The organism is Treponema zioleckii (assembly GCF_014737315.1).
GTDB classification, from domain to species: domain Bacteria; phylum Spirochaetota; class Spirochaetia; order Treponematales; family Treponemataceae; genus Treponema_D; species Treponema_D zioleckii.
Window position 1 is genome coordinate 107,018 of sequence record NZ_JPUF01000003.1, and the last position, 16,962, is coordinate 123,979.

The following is a 16,962-nucleotide window of genomic DNA, read 5'->3' on the forward strand; positions in this document are numbered from 1 at the left end:
AGTTTTTTTAGTTAAAAACATATTTTATTGAAGAAAATGGAGACAGATAAAATTATGAAAACGTTAAAACTTTCTGACCGGGAGATTACAACTTCTTTGCCAGCGTTCGTAATGGGAATCGTGAATGTTACGCCTGATTCTTTTTGGAAAGAAAGCCGTGGCGGTGCAGACCATGCCCTAAAACTGATTGATGACGGGGCAGATCTTCTTGACATTGGAGGCGAGTCCACCCGACCTGGAAGCGAGTACGTTGATGAAGCCGAGGAAATCCGCAGAATCGTTCCTGTAATCGAAGCTGTTCGAAAGCACAGCAAGATTCCGATTTCTGTGGACACAAGAAAGTTTGCTGTTATGAAAGCGGCTTTGGATGCCGGCGCGGATATTTTGAATGACATTTCTGCTCTTGAAGATGACGAAAAACTTGCAGGCCTTGCGGCGGAAACAAAAATCCCTGTGATTCTGATGCACAAACGCGGCGAGCCTGACGCAATGCAAAAAAATACGGCTTACAGAGACATATTCACCGAGGTGAGCAATTATCTTTCTTCCAGGGCTGAATATGCGATGAGCCAGGGAATCTCTCAAGAAAAGATTTGGGTTGACCCAGGAATCGGTTTTGCAAAGGATGTGGCTGGAAATTTTGAGCTTATGCGAAAATGCGGTTCTTTGTGTGACGGAAAATACCCTGTCCTTATGGCTCTTTCGCGAAAATCATGCATCGGGGCAGTTACTGGCCAAGAAACCGAGTTTAGGCTTGCTGGAACGATTGCGGCAGACCTTCTTTGCGTAAAACGTGGCGCTTCGATGATTCGAGTTCACGATGTTCGCGAGGCAAAAGATTCTTTAATTGTTTACAACGCGATTGAAAATGGTATTATAAAGTAAACCTCTAAAAACTTCAGTTTTTTTGAAGTTCTCACCTTTAAAAAGTCTCTAATTGAGAGGAGAAAAAATTGAGTGCTTATAATACGTTGAAGGCTTTTTACGACGGAATAAAGCCTATTCTTGATATTGGAATACTTACCTTCATTTTTTATTACGCGTATCAGATGCTCGTAAAAACCAAGGCCATGCAGATTCTTACGGCCGGAATCGTGATTGCAGTCGCCTTTGGAATGGCGGCTTTCCTGAATCTTCCGGTTCTCTTGTGGATTCTCAGATTCTTTGCTCCTGGACTTGCGATTTGTTTTGCGATTGTTTTTCAGCCAGAAATCAGGAACATGTTTTTAAAGCTCGGTCAGAAGAATTTTATGAACCGAATCGGAAATACTTCAAAAACAAAACTCGATGACATTACAAAAGTTATTACGGCGGCAGAAATGCTTTCGCAGATGAAAAAAGGAATGCTAATCGTTTTTCCGCGAAGTACAAAAATTGACGACATTATCGATTCGGGGACGAGAATCAACGCGGATTTGTCTCCGGCGCTCCTCCTGACAATTTTTAAGTTCGAGACAGAATTGCACGACGCGGCTTGTATCGTTCGGGGCGGCAAGTTGATTGCGGCGGGCTGTTTCCTTCCGCTGAGCCAGAATTATGATATTAAAAAAACCTTCGGAACCCGTCACCGTGCGGCCCTTGGACTTAGCGAACAGACGGACGCGGTTGTTCTCGTGGTTTCCGAAGAGACTGGCGCTATAAGCCTTGCCTACGACGGCAAACTTGAATACGACTTAAAAAGCGCTCAGATAACAAAAATTCTTACAAAATTGCTTAACATTACTTCTGAAAATAAAACAGTCGAGGTGAAAGATGCTGAAAATTGAGAGCCTTAAAAAAATCAAGGAAATTCTTGTGCACAACTGGCGTGCAAAGGCACTCTGCTTTGGAATTTCCTGCCTCCTTTATATTTTTTATCAGAACCAGACGCTTGAGTCCAACACGCTTACAATTCCGCTCAGAATCAAAGCTGACAACGGAATCGTAATGGAAAATTCTCCGAGCACTTCAAACGTTGCCGTGGAAATTCGGGGGCGCATTGAGGATTTAAAAAATCTTTCCGAAACCGATTTTAGACCTTACCTCGACTTGAATTATACTCCCCAGGCCGGCGAGTACGATTTTCCGGTTCTTTTGGACATTTCAAACCGTGCTCTAAAAATCAGTCCGCTGGAAATTACAGTGCGTCCAAAGCAAATTCATCTTTCTGTGGATGAAAAATATACGGATTTTATAGACGTAAAACCTTTGTTCGTGGGAAGCGTGCCTTCGGGTTACGAGCTAAAATATTCGGTTTTGCCTGAGCAGGTAAAAATTACGGGGCCTAAAAGCCGTGTTGAAAAGTTAAAGCTTGTTCAGACAAAAGAAATCGACATTTCATCAATTTCTGGCACTGAAGTTGTGAGTACAAGAATCAATTCGCCTGGAGTTTTTCTAAAGTATGATGAAAAGCAGGAATTTAAAGTGATGATGGAGCTGGCTGCAAAAAAATCAGTAAAAAGCTTTTCGAACATTCCTGTAAATTTTATAAATTTGGCCGACAACCTAAAAATAGAGAATCCCGAAAAATACGTTTCAATACGGCTTTATGCGTCGTCGCTCGATCTTGAGAATTTTTCGCCAAGTGATAATGCGGTCGAAGTTGACTGTTCTGGAATTTCTGGAGCCGGAACGTTCAGCGTGCCGCTCAGTTTTAATTTTCCTAGTAATTTCTCTGTTTCGAAGGACAGCCCGGAGAATATAAGTGTAACCTTTACAGAAAAAAAAGACGAAAATATAACGGAAAAAGAAAATTCTCCCGCTCCTGAAAATGCTCCTGATTCCGAGAATACAGACGCAAGCGAAAATGCCGGCGACATTGAAAAAATCCTTGAGGAAAATTACGGGGCTGCAGAATGATTTTTGGAATCGGAACAGATATTTCGAAAGTCAGTCGTTTTGAAAAATGGGTAAAAAATCCTGTGCTAATCAAGCGTTTTTTTAATGCCCAGGAAATCGTTCAGACGGACGAAAATTCAGAAGAAAATCTTCCGCGAATTACGGCACTTTGCGAGCATTATGCCGGACGATTTTCCGCGAAAGAGGCTTTTTGCAAGGCTCTTGGAACTGGCTTTACGGGCCTGGAGCTTGGGGATTTCTTCGTAAAAAATGATAAATTCGGCAAGCCTTATTTGGAGCTTGGCGAGAAAACAAAAAAAATCGTAAGGGAAAGGGTCGGGGAGAATTACAGAATTCATCTTTCGATTTCCCATGAAAAAGAATTTGCTATTGCCTTTGTGGTGATTGAAAATTGAATTTTCAAATGGTATGAAAAATATAACTGTGGGAGAATATAGATATGCTTAGAAAAACGACAAAAAAAGCTTCTGACCCGAATAAAAAGCCGAAGCATTCTTATTGGTCAAAAACCAAGTGCTGTTGCCCTGTCTGCAATCGTGAATTTGACAAAGAGGAAATGCTTTCTGGCGGCGGAAGAATGAATGCCGGTGAGCTTACGGACGAACTTCACCGTCTTTATATTCCTTCAAAAACCTATGGAGAGATTTTTCCGTTGATTTATGCGGTTGGCGCGTGCCCTCGCTGTCATCTTGCGCTCTTTTGGAAAGATTTTGAAGAGATTAAGGACAAAGAGACTATCGAGCGGCTTCGTGACGATGACATGAACCGAAAGGCTGCCGTTGAGGCAATTTTCCCGCATTATGATTTGAAACGTGAGAGAAACCTTCTTGACGGCATTGCGATGTATTATCTTGCGCTCCTTTCTTACGAGAAAGTGGATATTGAATATTCGCCTACAATCAAACGTGCGATGATTTCGCTCAGACTCGCTTGGCTTTGTAAGCATCTTCACGAGCAGATTCCTACGTACAATTACGACTATATTTCCGAGGTTTTCTACCGAAAGGCACTTTTCTTCTATCAGCAGACTCTCATAAACGAGACGACTGGTGTTGAGGCTGTTGGCGGACTTGGAAGTTTTGGCCCTGACATGGACAAAAATTACGGTTACGACGGAATCATTTATCTCTCGGCATTGCTTGAATACAAGTATGGTCAGCGCGAGGACATGAAGCAGCGATTCAAGAAATTTGACGAGAACAAACGTGCGATTGCGAGAATCTTCGGTCTCGGAAAGTCTTCGAAGGCAAAGCCTGGCCCTCTTTTGGAAAAAGCCCGCGCGCTTTACGATTTGCTTTCAAAAGAGTTAAAAGAAGCGAATACGATTGACGTTGAAGGTCTTGATTTGTCTGACGACTAAACCGATTTTATGCGAAACATACTTTTAACACTGTCTTACGACGGAACCGATTTTTGCGGCTGGCAGCGACAGGATTTTTCTGACAAAGGCAAAGCCGTCCGCACGGTTCAGGGCGAGATTGAAAAAGCTCTGCAAAAACTTTTTAAGACTCATATTACGCTGTACGGGAGCGGTCGCACGGATTCTGGCGTTCATGCGGCGGCTCAGGCGGCGAATTTTTTCTGCCCGGTGGACTCGATTACCCGAAAAAAAAATAATCCCTGCGTTAAATTCTTTTTTGCCGCCGGACATCCGCATTAACGACTCTAAAGTCGTTCCCGAAGATTTTAACGCCCGTTTTAGCGCGACGAGCCGCACTTACAGGTATTTTATTCATTGCGGGGCAAGCCCTCTTGCAAGCGAAATGCGTTACGTGTGGCCGATTCACAGGTTTCCGAATCTTCATGTTCTGAACGAAATGGCTTCTTGCCTGAAAGGCGAGATTGACTGTGCGACTTTTGCGGCGGCTGGCGATCAAAGTCTTTCGACGCATAGGTTTATTGACAATGCGGTGTTTTATCCTGACGGCGAGAAAATCGTTTTTGAAATTGCGGCGAACGCTTTTTTGTGGAAGATGGTTCGAAGCATTACCGGAAGCCTGATTCAGTTTGAAAAGGCCGGAAAGGACGCTTCTTATTTTAAGGAAGTTCTTGAAAGCCGCGACAGAAAACGCGCCGGAGTTACGGCTCCCGCGACCGGTCTTTTTTTATGGAACATTGCCTTTGACGGAATTAGAAGGCACGTTTAAAATACTTTTATGAAAAAAGTCCTTTTGCCGTTAATCATTTTATTTTGTGTATTTTTTATTGCTGCCCAATCTGTTCTTCCGCTTTGGAAAATTGATTCTGACATGGTTTTTGTTGAAGGCGGTACTTTTAAAATGGGAAGCAACGACAAAGATTCTGATGTCGATGAAATGCCTCACAAAGTCACGCTTTCAGATTTTTATATTTCAAAGTACGAAGTTACGCAGGAACTTTACCGTGCGGTTATGAATACGAATCCGAGCTATTTTAGGGCCAAGACTGCTCCCGGCGACGCTCAGGGGCGAAGACCTGTGGAAAGCATTTCGTGGGTCAATGCGATCGAATTCTGCAACGAGCTTAGCCGACTTAATGGCCTAAAAAAATGCTACACGCTTTCGAATTTTGGCTGGCGGTGCGATTTTAAGGCCAACGGGTTCAGACTTCCGACCGAAGCCGAGTGGGAATTTGCCGCGCGTGGCGGAAACAAATCTAAAAATTACAAATATAGTGGCAGCGACAAACTTTCCGCAGTGGGGTGGTACGGCATTAACAGCGGCTACAAAACTCACGAGGTGGGAAAAAAACAGCCGAACGAACTTGGTCTTTACGACATGAGCGGAAACGTTTACGAGTGGTGCTGGGATTATTACGGCGATTATGATTTTAGGGACAAAGAAAATCCTTACGGCATAAAAAAGGCGACTTACCGCGTTACCAGAGGCGGTTCATGGGGCTCCGGCGGAATTTACGAGCCATATTGCCGCGTTTCCGGCAGGCGTTTTGGAGACCCGATGGGCGTTGGAGACGACGTTGGTTTTAGAGTTGTGCGCACTGCGGAGAAAAAAACAGACGAGTAAATTTTAGGAGGTTCGGTTTCGAGTTTCAAAATTAGAGCAAAAAAATGCGGTAACGGGAAGAAAAGCAGACGCTTTTTTCTGGTACTGGATGCATTTTTCTACATTGGCTAAAAAACTCGACATTCGACCTGGGAGAAACTTTATGAGAAAATTCTTTGGTTTGATTCTTGCTTTTATTTTTTCGGGCCTTATGTGCCAGAACATTTTTGCAGACGAAAGCAAGGTTTTTGAAATTTCAAAAGTCGAAAAACAGATTACTGTCACTTACGGCGGAAAACTTCTCCAATACATTTCTTGGGAAGAAAAATCCGAGCCGAGCGTAGTGCTCACGACTTTTTTTATAAGCTATCTTGAAGAAAGTGATTTCTGGAAGAATTCCGTTACGAATCTTGGACGGGGCGGAGTTAGTAAAGATGAAGTTCTTTCCGAAATGGAAAAAAAACGCAACGCTTTTTACGGTCTAGTTGACCGTCTCGTTATCACTGTAAATCCAGATAAAATTGAGTTGTTAGGGCATTCAAAAATCGACACGATTGAGCGCGCATACTTTAAGATAAAGATTGCTTACTCTTATCGTGGCGAAGAGGATGCTGGCGAAGACGACGTTCTTATGATAAAAGACAGAGCCTCCGGTGACTGGTACGTTGCCGAGCTGCCTTTGTAGCTAGAGAAGCGAAACCGGGTCAACGTCGCATTCAATGTAAACGTCTGACGGCGGACGAAAATCAAAAATCAACTTGCCTGCAAGATATTGCAATATGGAGATTTGCGGAGAACGCAGAAGAATTTGGTATCTGAAATTCATCGAGATTTTTGCAATCGGGCATTCTGACGGACCGAGAATTTCTGTTTTTTCGCAGAGTTCCCGGTTCTTTTCATTTGTAGCCATTGCCGAAAGCATTTTTTTTATGATGTCGCAGGTTTCGTAGCTTGCGTTCATGGCGGACTTTTCTGATGGCGAGCGGAATACTAAGCGGACCAGCCTTGAAAATGGCGGAAAATTCAGCATCTCGCGGGCCGCAAGTTCACTTTCGTAGAACGAGTCGGTCTTTCCGTACACGGCGTAGGCGATTGGCTCGCGGTCTGGCGCATAAGTCTGAACCAAAACTTTTCCGTCCGGAAAAAACCTTCCTGCCCGGCCTGCAACCTGCGTAATCAGTGAAAAAGTGCGCTCTGACGCACGAAAATCCGGCATGTACAGACTTGTGTCTGCAAGCACGACGCCGACCAGCTTTAAGTTCGGAAAGTTAAGTCCTTTTGCGACCATTTGTGTTCCGAGCATTATGTCGTATTCACCGTTTTTAAAAGCCTGTATTTTTTCCTGAAGCTCGTTTTTATGCGTTATTGAATCCGTGTCAACTCGCACGATTTTTGCGTTCGGAAATTTTGCCTTCACTTCGGATTCAATATATTCCGTTCCGAATCCTGAGTAGCCTACGTCAAGAGAACCGCATTGCGGACATTGCTGAGGCGGTTCCGTGCTCCATCCGCAGTAGTGGCATTTTAGGCGTTTTTCGTTTTTGTGGAACGTCATCGACACGGAGCAGTTTTTGCATTTAAGTTCAAAACCGCAAGAATTGCACCTAAAAAAGTGCGTGAATCCGCGTCTGTTCAAAAAAAGGATTGTCTGGCGTTTTTCTTTTAACGTCTCCGAAATTTCTTCTTTAAGTTCCGGCGAGATGCACCCCGAATTCGTCGGTTGCTCAGAAAGATTCACCGTCGTGATTTTTGGCATTGTTCCGCCGGCAAGTCTTTTTGTGAGCGTGTGCTTAAAAATTCCGCCGGTTTTCATAAGATACCATGCCTCAACGCTTGGAGTGGCACTTCCCATCACGAGCGGAATTTTTTGCTTGATGCAGCGGTACATTGCAACCTGCCGTGCGTGGTAGCGGGGTGTGTTTCCAGATTTGTAAGAGCCGTCGTGTTCCTCGTCGATTATGATAAGCCCTAAATCCGGGACTGGAGCAAAAACTGCGCTTCTTGCCCCGACGATTACGCGAGCTTCTTTTTTTATAATTCTGTTCCACTCAGAAAGCCTTTGGCTTGGAGTAAGCCCTGAATGAAGTACGGCTGCCGTGTTTCCGAATCGCGCTCGAACCGATTCTACGACTTGCTGGGTAAGAGAAATTTCTGGAACTAGATAAATTACGCCTTTTCCGCGGGAAAACATTTCGTCTGCAGCCTGCAAAAAGACTTCCGTTTTTCCGGTTCCTGTTGGGCCGTAAAGATAATGAAAATACTGTGCGCTTTTGCCGTCTGCACTTGAACTGTTTTGCGCGGACGAGCCGATAATTCCGTTTACGGCCGCAATCTGCTCGTCGCTAAGCTCTCTTTTTGAAAGGGCGAGAATTTCGTTTTCAAAGCTGAATCCGCCCGCGTTAGATTCCCGCTGTCCGCTTGGAAGCATTGCCGAAATGCATTCTCCTAGTGAGCAAATGTAGTAACGGCTCATCCATTTTGCAAGTTCCAGAAGTTCTTTATTGAACACAGGCTCTTTGTCTAGAATCTTTCGGATTGGTCTGATTTTTGCCGGATCAAAGCCCAAATCGGCTGGAAGTTCGTCAAATTCGTCAACGATAAAACCTTTTGTGTGCTTTGTGCCGAACATCAAATCTGCGCGGAAACCTACGAGAGAACGTTCGTTTTCTTTCTCTGAGTTCAAATACGTGAAACTTTGATTTACTGGAATATTCAGAACGATTGAGAGATATTTCATTTTTGATTCTGGTAATCAGGATTCAATTCAAGGAGTTTGGTCCTGAAAATCTTTAAATCTTCCCAGGCGACGCGTTTGTTTTCTGGAGCACGCAAAAGCGCACTCGGATGGTATGTGGTGCAAAGCGGAATTCCGTTGTAGTCGAGAATTTTTCCGTGGAGGCGGAGAACGCCCTCGTTCGTATGGAGAAGATTTTTGATGGCTACGCTTCCCGCCGCAAGAATCGCTTTTGGTTTTAAGGCTGCGATTTGCGCGTCCAAAAACGAGCGGCACGAGTCTGCCTCGTTCGGTTCCGGATTTCGGTTGTATGGCGGACGACATTTTACGATGTTCGCAATAAAAGTGTTTGTCGTTCGTGAAAGTCCGATTGCCGCGAGCATTTTGTCCAAAAGCTGGCCAGCAGGCCCTACGAACGGTCGGCCGCTTCTGTCCTCTTCTTCGCCGGGACCTTCGCCGATTACGAGCACGAACGGATTTTTTATGCCTTCGCCCGGAACTGTGTTCATTCGCATTTTTGCGAGAGGGCATCTCTGGCACTGGGCGATTTTTAACGCAATGTTGCTGATTGTGTCGCTTGCACCGGCATTTTGAGGGCGCGTTGATTCTGGAGTTGATGAATATGCAGGTGAAAAATTTTCTTGCGGATTTTGCGCTGCATTTTCCGTAAATTGTGCAGGTACGTCATCTAAAAACTGCGGTGTGTCCTTTGGAAAATGAGGTGAGCTGAATCCGTAAAGTGAATCAGAAGTCGTTTTTAAAAAATTATATATCAAAAGTTTTTCATCTTTAGTCATTTCTGTAGAAGTCTATCTTATTTTTTATTTTTTTGCACGCACCGACTCTCCCTTTTCTACTTTTTGAAGAAAAGCCTTGCTTATGGTTAAGTTGACGAAAAAAAATTGTCGGAACGAGAGCGAAAAAACGGCTTTTGTGAACGTTTGCAAGGTGAGCCGCAAAGCGGCGTCAATAAAATTCCTTACAGCTTGCACCGCGTGAACAAAAACGTTTTTTTCGCGGTAGTGCAGACAATTTTTTTTACTTACAAGTTTACAATACGAAAGCAAGGATTTTCGGGGCGGTTGCCGTTCATTTTATAATTGAATATAATTTATTTTCTATGAAAATCGCAATGTTTACAGACGCATACTTTCCTCGCATTAACGGGGTTTCCGTTTCTGTAAGGTCCTATGCCACTGAGCTCACGAAATTGGGGCACAAGGTTTGTGTCGTGTGCCTGGAATATTCCGAGCAGCAACAGAAGAATGCTCTTTTTGACGAAAAATCCAACGATGAAAGCTCACCTTTTGAAATTATACGAATTCCTTCAAGCGGATTGTTTTTTTCGAAGGAAGACCGAATGATTCGTTTTGACAAGCTGCATCGAATCAACAAGGCGATGAAAAATTTTAATCCGGACGTGGTTCACATAAATTCCGAGTGGACTATCGGATATTTTGGAGCAGTTTACGCCCATCACCGGAAGATTCCGTTCGTGTTCACTTTTCACACGATGTGGGAAGATTACCTTGCAAATTACGTTTCATTTTTGCCTGATGCGGCACTCCGAAAAATCGGTCGCAACGTAGTTAAATTTTACTTGAAACGGGCTGACGTTATTATTGCGCCTACAAGGCGAATCTCTCAGGTTGTCGAGGATTACGGAATCAAAAAGTTCACCGACATAATTCCGACCGGAATCCCGGATGATTCCGAAAGTTTTAGGTTCCGCCGCGCACTTGAAATCCGTAACAGGCTTTTTAAGAAATTCCCGCACCTCCGAGGAAAAAAAATTCTCCTTTTTGTTGGTCGCGTGGTAAAGGAAAAAAATCTCGCGTTTCTTTTTGACGTGCTTGTTGAAGTCCAGAAACGATTTCCTAGAACAGCATTGCTTTTTATTGGAAACGGTCCGTATCTGGAGGAACTTTCTTCGATTGCCGAGAAAAAAGGACTTTCTAAGTCGGTGGCATTCCCAGGCTACATGAAAAGCGACGATTTGATTTATTTCTATAGACTTGCGCAGGTTTTTGTGTTCCCTAGCAAAACCGAGACGCAGGGACTTGTGACTGTAGAGGCGATGCTTGAGGGGCTTCCTGTGGTTGCGATTGGCGAGATGGGAACTCTTGATGTTATGCAGGGCGACAACGGCGGCTACATGGTTCCTGATGATGTTTCTGTCTTTGCTTCGAGCGTAATAAAATTGCTTGAAAACCAGAACCTCCGCAAGCAAAAGTCAAAAGAGGCTGTAAAATGGGGGCAACAGTGGAGAATTTCAAGTCTTACGCCAAAACTCGTTGAATGTTACGAAAAAGCCGTTCGGATTAGGAACGAGCGAACGAATAAAACAAAACGTGATTAAAGGAAAATTCTAAAGAACTTCAGTTTTTAGAGATGAAATAAAGTAATTACGAGGAAAAATAAATGAAAAAGACTTTAAAATCTACGATTCTTTCTGTGGCATTTTCGATTTTTTTGATTTCTGCCGCATTCTCAAATCCTCGCGGAGCGCAGGAACTTGTTGAGCCGGGGCACTGGATTTACGACTCTCTCACTGCGATTTCGCTTGAAACTGGAATTTTGAATTTTTCGGGAACGGCTCCTGCCACAATCAAAGAAATCGAGCTTTACCTTAAAGAAGTTGATTACGATTCTTTGAGCGAAGTTGGAAAAGCGGAGTATGACAGAATCAAAAATTATTTTGGCGACGAAACTTTGAACGTCATCAATTCTGACATTCTTACAGTTGGCTTTGAGCCGACTGTTAATCTTTCTGGCTTTTATAAAACCGAAGATGATATTGACTGGGTTTACGACCGCTATGAGCGAAAACCGTTTATTGACGCACCTGTTACGATTGCCGCAGGCGACTTTGTTACGATGAAGATGGACGTGTTTCTCGGTCAGAACAATGGCGCAATGAGCCACGATGATAACTACACGAACATTATTCTCTCTCCTGACGACATAGACAACGCCTTTCCTGACAGCGGATATTTTTCGATAGGAAAAATGTTCACAGAAAAGACTGGAATAAACTTTCAGCTCGGAAAGGGCACCCGCTCTGTTGGAAGAACGCTCACGGGTTCCGTAATTTGGTCTGAATATCTTACCGGCGTTTCTTACGGTCAAATCGAGCTTTTCTCGCCGAATTTCAAGTACACTGGCGGAATTTCTCAGTTTAACGTTGACAAATACATGTATCACCATCAGCTTGACGCAAGATTCTTCAATAAATTCCAGATTACCTTCTTGGAAGGTTTGCTCGTAAACGCTCCGATGGAGCTTCGTTTTATGAATCCTTGGATGATTTTCCACGGTTTCTCGGCTTGGCGTGATTATGAGCCTGATGAAAGCGACCCGGAATCACACACTTGCGACTATTTTGCGATTGTCGCTCAGGTGACTCCGTTCAAATACACTCGCTTCTACGGAACTTTTGCCATGACGCAGTATCAGACTTCCTACGAGCGAACAAATTGGCCAGACACCCCGACCCCGAACGGTCTTGGCGCACAGCTCGGAACGGAGCTTTACATTCCTTACGGCCAGGGACGCTTCCATTTTGGTCTTGAAGGCTACTGGGCAGACCCGTATTTGTACATAAAAGAAAGCCCGAACTGGTCTCTTTCCCGCACGTATAGCGAGAATATGGGCGACAAGGCGATTTTTTACGAGTGGATTGGCTCACCGTTCGGACCTGACACGATTTCTGGCGAGTTAAAAGCCGGATACGAAGTTCCTGAAAAATGGTCTGTTGATTTTGTCTATCTTTTTATGGCCCGCGGCGAAAATTCTGGAACGAACGTTTTTGACCGACTCCACGCGGCAACAGGCTGGGGCGGACAGCAAACTGCTTTTGATACAACGGAGGCTGATGATGCAGGAAACTGGGCTTACCCAGACAAGGACAGCCAGACAGATTGGGAAGAAAAACGCGATTCTTCAAGTCCGAGCGGAACACCTGAATACGTGAACCGAATTTCTCTCCGAGGAACTTGGAACGCAAATTCTTGGCTCAAATTTACAGTTCAGCCTTCTTACGTCTTTATTTTTAATTACGACAACACGGCTGGCGAAAAACGCAACGGCGCAGAATTTGCCCTCGCAATGGAATTCAAACTCCTTGATTTCTTGAAAAAATAAGGGCCACTCGAAAAACTTAAAATTTGGATGGAAGATTTAAGAATGATGAAGAAAGTAAAAAAAGCGATTTTTGCTTTAATCGGTTTTTCTTTGCTCACCTCGGTTTTTGCACAGGTTTCCGTAGACCCGAACGACAAATTTTATGCGGAGGCGCAGGGCTGGGAACTCAGGGGCTTAATAAAATCAAAACTGCCTATGCTCCGGCCTTATCCGGTTGCAACCATAAAAAAAATCCTTGAGGACGTAATCGAAAACGGCGAAGAAGAGGATGTTGAATTTGCGAAAACTGAATACGAGAGAATCTTCTCAAAGCCGTACAATGTTTATGCAAAACTAGGCTTTGATGCAAAATCAACTCAAAATATTACAGAAGATTCGACAGAATCCGAAAAAAATATTGAAGGCGAAGTTGGCGTTGCCGGAGACGTTGTTTTGGGCGAAAAAGTCGCTCTTGGCTACAAACTTGGCATTTACGGCGAAACTGAGCCTTACGAAAACTGGGCGGCTTATGCCGTAAACAAAAGTCAGGATTCAATTTTTGATGCAACAACTCTCGGCTCAATGGAAGCGTACCTGAACTGGAACGTGAACGTTCAGTATGGTTCAAGCGATGTTTACGGAAGTGCGGGGCTTAGCAGAATCGGATTCGGGCCTTTTTTGGGTGACGGACTTGCGTTGAACGAAACGAGTTATCATTCGGCGAATCTTGTTTTTAACGCGACTCGCGAAAAATGGAGCTACACCAGCGTTTACGAGTCCATTGGGGCTACGCGAAATTACAAGACAAACACTGATTGGTTGCAGAATGACAAATTCTTGGCCTTCCATGCGATTCAATTCAGGCCATTTGATTTTTTGGACGTGACTTATTATGAAAACGTGGTTTTTGGCGGAACAAATATCTCATATCTTTTCCCGGCACCGTACATGGCGATTCAGGGAATTGGCGGAGCTAGCGACAATGTTCAGATGGGACTTTTGTTCGAAGTAAAACCTGCAAAAGGACTTTTGTGGGCAACAGACTTTTTTGCCGACGACCTTGCGCTGGATGATATTGTAAAACTGAATTTTGATTCAAAACTTCGATTCGGTTTGCAGACTGGCTTGGTTTTTGTGCCGGAAAAATCTGCGGTTTCCAGGATGAGCGTTGATTATCAGGTTATAATGCCTTACGTTTATTCTCATTGGGATTACGAAAGCAGCAATTCTGGAGTGATAGAAGGAACGACTGTGAACCGGCAGAATTACATGAACGCAGGAATCAACATCGGTTCTTCTCTTGACCCTAATTCCGACAAAGTTTCATTCTCTGCAAGATTCAACCCTGCAAAACGGCTGACTTTGGATTTTACTACAAATTTTATTCGTCACGCAAACTCTGCCGAGGCATTTGACGATGAAGATGCCGCTCAGTATGTTCTTGCAAAACCGAATCAGTACATGACTGACGGCTCTGCGTACATGCATCAGCTTTTTTCTGATTCAAGTGATGGCGCTACGAACGGAAAGCACGTTTCTCAGGCTTGGGATTGTCTTGGTTTTATGACGAGCGACCATAAAATGTACGTGTGCCAGGCAGGACTTGGAGCTACTTACGATTTGCCTAAAAACCGTGGCGGTCAGTTCTCGCTAAAACTTGGCTATATTTTTGAGTACGTAAAGAATGCTGGAGTTGACACGAACGTGTACAGCGGACTTGGCTACACTTCCAATTCCGACGGAACGTACACTTTTAACGGAGCGACATATTCTTCCGAAGAGGAAATGCTTGCAGCTGCCAAAACTGAGGCAGAGCGACAGAAGCACGAATGGGTGGAACAGCTCTACGACAAGGTGAACCATTATTTTTCTGTTGGAGTAAAGTACACGTATTAATTTGGCACATAAATAAGATTTTGCCGCAGGTGGAATGCGGATTTATTCAAAGAGAATAATTATCTGCGACTAATCTGCGAAAATCTGTGTTTATCGGTGTCAGGAATTAGCAAGTTTTGTCATGCCGAATTTATTTCGGCATCTGCATCGGCGTTAGGAAAGACCCCAAAACAAGTTCGGGGTGACGAGGGCAGTAAGTTCGGGGTGACGAGGGCAATAAGTTTGGGATGGCGCTGCAGAATAAGATTTTGACGCAGTTGAATGCAGATTCCCGTAGCCGGGATTTTCTGCTAGACTCGTCTCATGGACTATTCAAAACATCCCCTAAAAATTTTCTTTTCTTATTACAAGCCGCACCTGCCGCTTTTTATTGCCGACATGGTTTGTGCGTTCTTTATCGCTGCGATTGACGTAGCTTTTCCAATGTTTTCGCGGTTTGCGCTTTACACGCTCATTCCGAATCACGCGCTCAGAACTTTTTTGATTCTGATTGGAGTCTTGCTTTTGGGCTTTGCGCTTCGTTGGCTTTGCAACTGGTTCGTGAATTACTGGGGCCATGTTTTTGGAAACAGAATCGAGCAGGATATGAGGCGGGATGTTTTTGACCATCTTGAAAACTTGCCGTTCAACTTTTACGACACTCACCGAACAGGAAAAATCATGTCGCGGGCAACGACAGACCTTTTTGAAATTACCGAACTTGCCCATCACGGCCCGGAAGATTTTTCAATTGCGGTTCTAACGATTCTTGGCTCGTTCTTCTTTTTGCTGACAATTCGCTGGGAATTGGCTCTCATCGTCATAATCGCGCTTCCGGTCATGATTCTTATTGTGATTGCTTCAAGGCAGAACCTTTCGCGTTCTTCGGTTGCCGTAAAGGAAACTACTGCAGGAATAAACGCCAGCCTTGAGTCCAGCATTTCTGGAATTCGGGTGACCAAAGGATTTTGCAACGAGGATTTTGAGCGTGAGCGATTCGCCCGGCACAACAAGGAATATAGCCTTGCAAAGCAAGTGCGATTCCGTTATATGGCTTTCTTTCACTCAAACATAGAGCTTTGCAACAACCTTCTTTCGCTGATCGTTCTGGGAACCGGCGGCTACTTTATTATGCGTGGAAAAATGACTCTTCCGGATTTGATTGCGGCCAATCTTTTTGTTGCAACTTTTACGGCTCCAATCCGAAAGCTTACGAATTTTGTGGAGCAGTTTGCAACCGGCATGGCAGGATTTCATCGTTTTCTTGAAATCATGCGTACTGCAGAAGAGCCTAAAGACAGTCCTGATGCGGTGGAAATTCTTTCTGCCCGGGGAAATATTTCCTTTAAGAACGTGGATTTTTCATACACAAAAGATTTTCCTGTTTTAAAAGATGTGAACATGGAAATTCGTTCCGGCGAAAAATTTGCTTTGGTCGGGGCAAGCGGTGGCGGAAAATCTACAATCTGCAACTTGATTCCACGGTTTTACGAAATTACGGGCGGTGAAATCAGTCTTGACGGAATCAACATTCAGAAAATCAAGAAATCTTCGCTTCGCTCTCAAATCGGAATCGTTCAGCAGGATGTTTTTTTGTTCGCAGGCACGATTCGCGAAAACATAGCCTACGGAAAGCCTGATGCCACTGACAGTGAAATTGAACAGGCTGCTCGCCGCGCCGAAATCCACGATGACATAATGCTCATGCCGAACGGCTACGACACTGTTGTGGGCGAGCGTGGCATTAAACTGAGCGGTGGACAGAAGCAGCGAGTTTCGATTGCGCGGTGTTTTCTAAAAAATCCGCCGATTCTTATTCTGGACGAGGCGACTTCGGCACTGGACACGGCCACGGAAATAAAAATCCAGCGTTCTTTTGATGAACTTGCAAAAGGCCGCACGACTTTGGTAATTGCCCACAGACTTTCGACGGTAAAAAATGCCGACAAAATCGCCGTAGTGACCGACCACGGAATTTCTGAGACCGGCACCCACGATGAGCTTATGGCAAAAGTCGGTGAATACTACAAACTCCGCACCGTGCAGAAAGAGTAGGAAAGCTTTGTCTGTACCTTTGCGGTGGTTGAGCGTAGTCGAAACCATGGGGCTGGGAATTCCGAAAAACGAAAATCAGTTTTTATGACATGGGGATGTCCAATAAGTTCGTTGCATAGTGTCATTTCGAACTCGATTCGGAATCTTTACACCGAGGGGCTGAAAAGAGACTAGTGGCACTGTGGCTGATAGTTTTTTTTGCAGGTTCTTGAAGAAAATAAACTCTTGTGAAAAAGCATTTTTGAATGCGAATTAAACTGCCCCCATAAACTAGGTGAACTGCCCCCATAAACTAGGTGAACTGCCCCCATAAACTAGGACTAAACTGACCCCATAAACTAGGACACCCACGGAGGG

General features: G+C 44.3%; 13 protein-coding genes and 1 pseudogene. 12 read left to right on the forward strand and 2 right to left on the reverse strand.

Annotated elements, in window-relative coordinates:
* Nucleotides 1-54 precede the first annotated feature (54 nt).
* The 8 genes and pseudogenes from folP (at nucleotide 55) to JI65_RS01975 (ending at nucleotide 6,504) form a co-directional block, all read left to right on the forward strand.
* The gene (gene folP, locus JI65_RS01940; protein WP_191013685.1) at nucleotides 55-885 is read left to right on the forward strand and encodes a dihydropteroate synthase; all 831 of its coding nucleotides are present in this window, start codon (nucleotides 55-57) and stop codon (nucleotides 883-885) included.
* 68 nt (nucleotides 886-953) lie between these two features.
* Nucleotides 954-1,766 carry a diadenylate cyclase CdaA gene (gene cdaA / locus JI65_RS01945; RefSeq protein WP_191013686.1) on the forward strand — a complete coding sequence of 271 codons (813 nt, stop codon included), beginning with the start codon at nucleotides 954-956 and terminating at the stop codon, nucleotides 1,764-1,766.
* On the forward strand, nucleotides 1,753-2,838 hold the full coding sequence (locus JI65_RS01950) for a CdaR family protein (protein ID WP_191013687.1): 1,086 nt from the start codon (nucleotides 1,753-1,755) through the stop codon (nucleotides 2,836-2,838). The genes cdaA and JI65_RS01950 overlap by 14 nt, the downstream gene beginning before the upstream one ends.
* Nucleotides 2,835-3,233, forward strand: a complete 399-nt coding sequence (gene acpS, locus JI65_RS01955; RefSeq protein WP_191013688.1) for a holo-ACP synthase — start codon at nucleotides 2,835-2,837, stop codon at nucleotides 3,231-3,233. Before JI65_RS01950 ends, acpS begins: the two co-directional genes overlap by 4 nt.
* A gap of 44 nt (nucleotides 3,234-3,277) precedes the next feature.
* Nucleotides 3,278-4,198, forward strand: coding sequence for a DUF2225 domain-containing protein (locus tag JI65_RS01960; RefSeq protein WP_191013689.1), 921 nt, complete (start codon nucleotides 3,278-3,280; stop codon nucleotides 4,196-4,198).
* Nucleotides 4,199-4,207: 9 nt separating this feature from the next.
* Nucleotides 4,208-4,985 (forward strand): annotated as a pseudogene (gene truA, locus JI65_RS01965) (tRNA pseudouridine(38-40) synthase TruA).
* Between the two features lie 9 nt (nucleotides 4,986-4,994).
* Nucleotides 4,995-5,840 carry a formylglycine-generating enzyme family protein gene (locus tag JI65_RS01970; protein ID WP_191013690.1) on the forward strand — a complete coding sequence of 282 codons (846 nt, stop codon included), beginning with the start codon at nucleotides 4,995-4,997 and terminating at the stop codon, nucleotides 5,838-5,840.
* Between the two features lie 142 nt (nucleotides 5,841-5,982).
* A complete protein-coding gene (locus JI65_RS01975; RefSeq protein ID WP_191013691.1) occupies nucleotides 5,983-6,504 on the forward strand; it encodes a hypothetical protein in 522 nt (173 codons plus the stop codon).
* On the opposite strand, the gene priA is transcribed toward JI65_RS01975, so the two are convergent.
* Together priA and JI65_RS01985 are read right to left on the reverse strand one after the other, a co-directional pair.
* Nucleotides 6,505-8,556, reverse strand: a complete 2,052-nt coding sequence (priA, locus tag JI65_RS01980; RefSeq protein WP_191013692.1) for a replication restart helicase PriA — start codon at nucleotides 8,554-8,556, stop codon at nucleotides 6,505-6,507.
* Nucleotides 8,553-9,350: a uracil-DNA glycosylase gene (locus JI65_RS01985; protein ID WP_191013693.1), complete on the reverse strand. Its 798-nt coding sequence runs from the start codon at nucleotides 9,348-9,350 to the stop codon at nucleotides 8,553-8,555. Before JI65_RS01985 ends, priA begins: the two co-directional genes overlap by 4 nt.
* Before the next feature lie 323 nt (nucleotides 9,351-9,673).
* Between JI65_RS01985 and JI65_RS01990 the strand changes: the two genes are divergently transcribed.
* From JI65_RS01990 to JI65_RS02005, 4 genes are all read left to right on the forward strand, one after another.
* Nucleotides 9,674-10,912 carry a glycosyltransferase gene (locus JI65_RS01990; RefSeq protein ID WP_191013694.1) on the forward strand — a complete coding sequence of 413 codons (1,239 nt, stop codon included), beginning with the start codon at nucleotides 9,674-9,676 and terminating at the stop codon, nucleotides 10,910-10,912.
* Between the two features lie 62 nt (nucleotides 10,913-10,974).
* Nucleotides 10,975-12,696 (forward strand): hypothetical protein, encoded by a 1,722-nt coding sequence (locus JI65_RS01995; protein WP_191013695.1) that lies wholly within the window; start codon nucleotides 10,975-10,977, stop codon nucleotides 12,694-12,696.
* A gap of 42 nt (nucleotides 12,697-12,738) precedes the next feature.
* Nucleotides 12,739-14,571 carry a hypothetical protein gene (locus JI65_RS02000; RefSeq protein ID WP_191013696.1) on the forward strand — a complete coding sequence of 611 codons (1,833 nt, stop codon included), beginning with the start codon at nucleotides 12,739-12,741 and terminating at the stop codon, nucleotides 14,569-14,571.
* A gap of 303 nt (nucleotides 14,572-14,874) precedes the next feature.
* Entirely contained in the window at nucleotides 14,875-16,605 is a 1,731-nt protein-coding gene (locus tag JI65_RS02005; protein ID WP_191013697.1) for an ABC transporter ATP-binding protein, read from the forward strand.
* Nucleotides 16,606-16,962 lie beyond the last annotated feature (357 nt).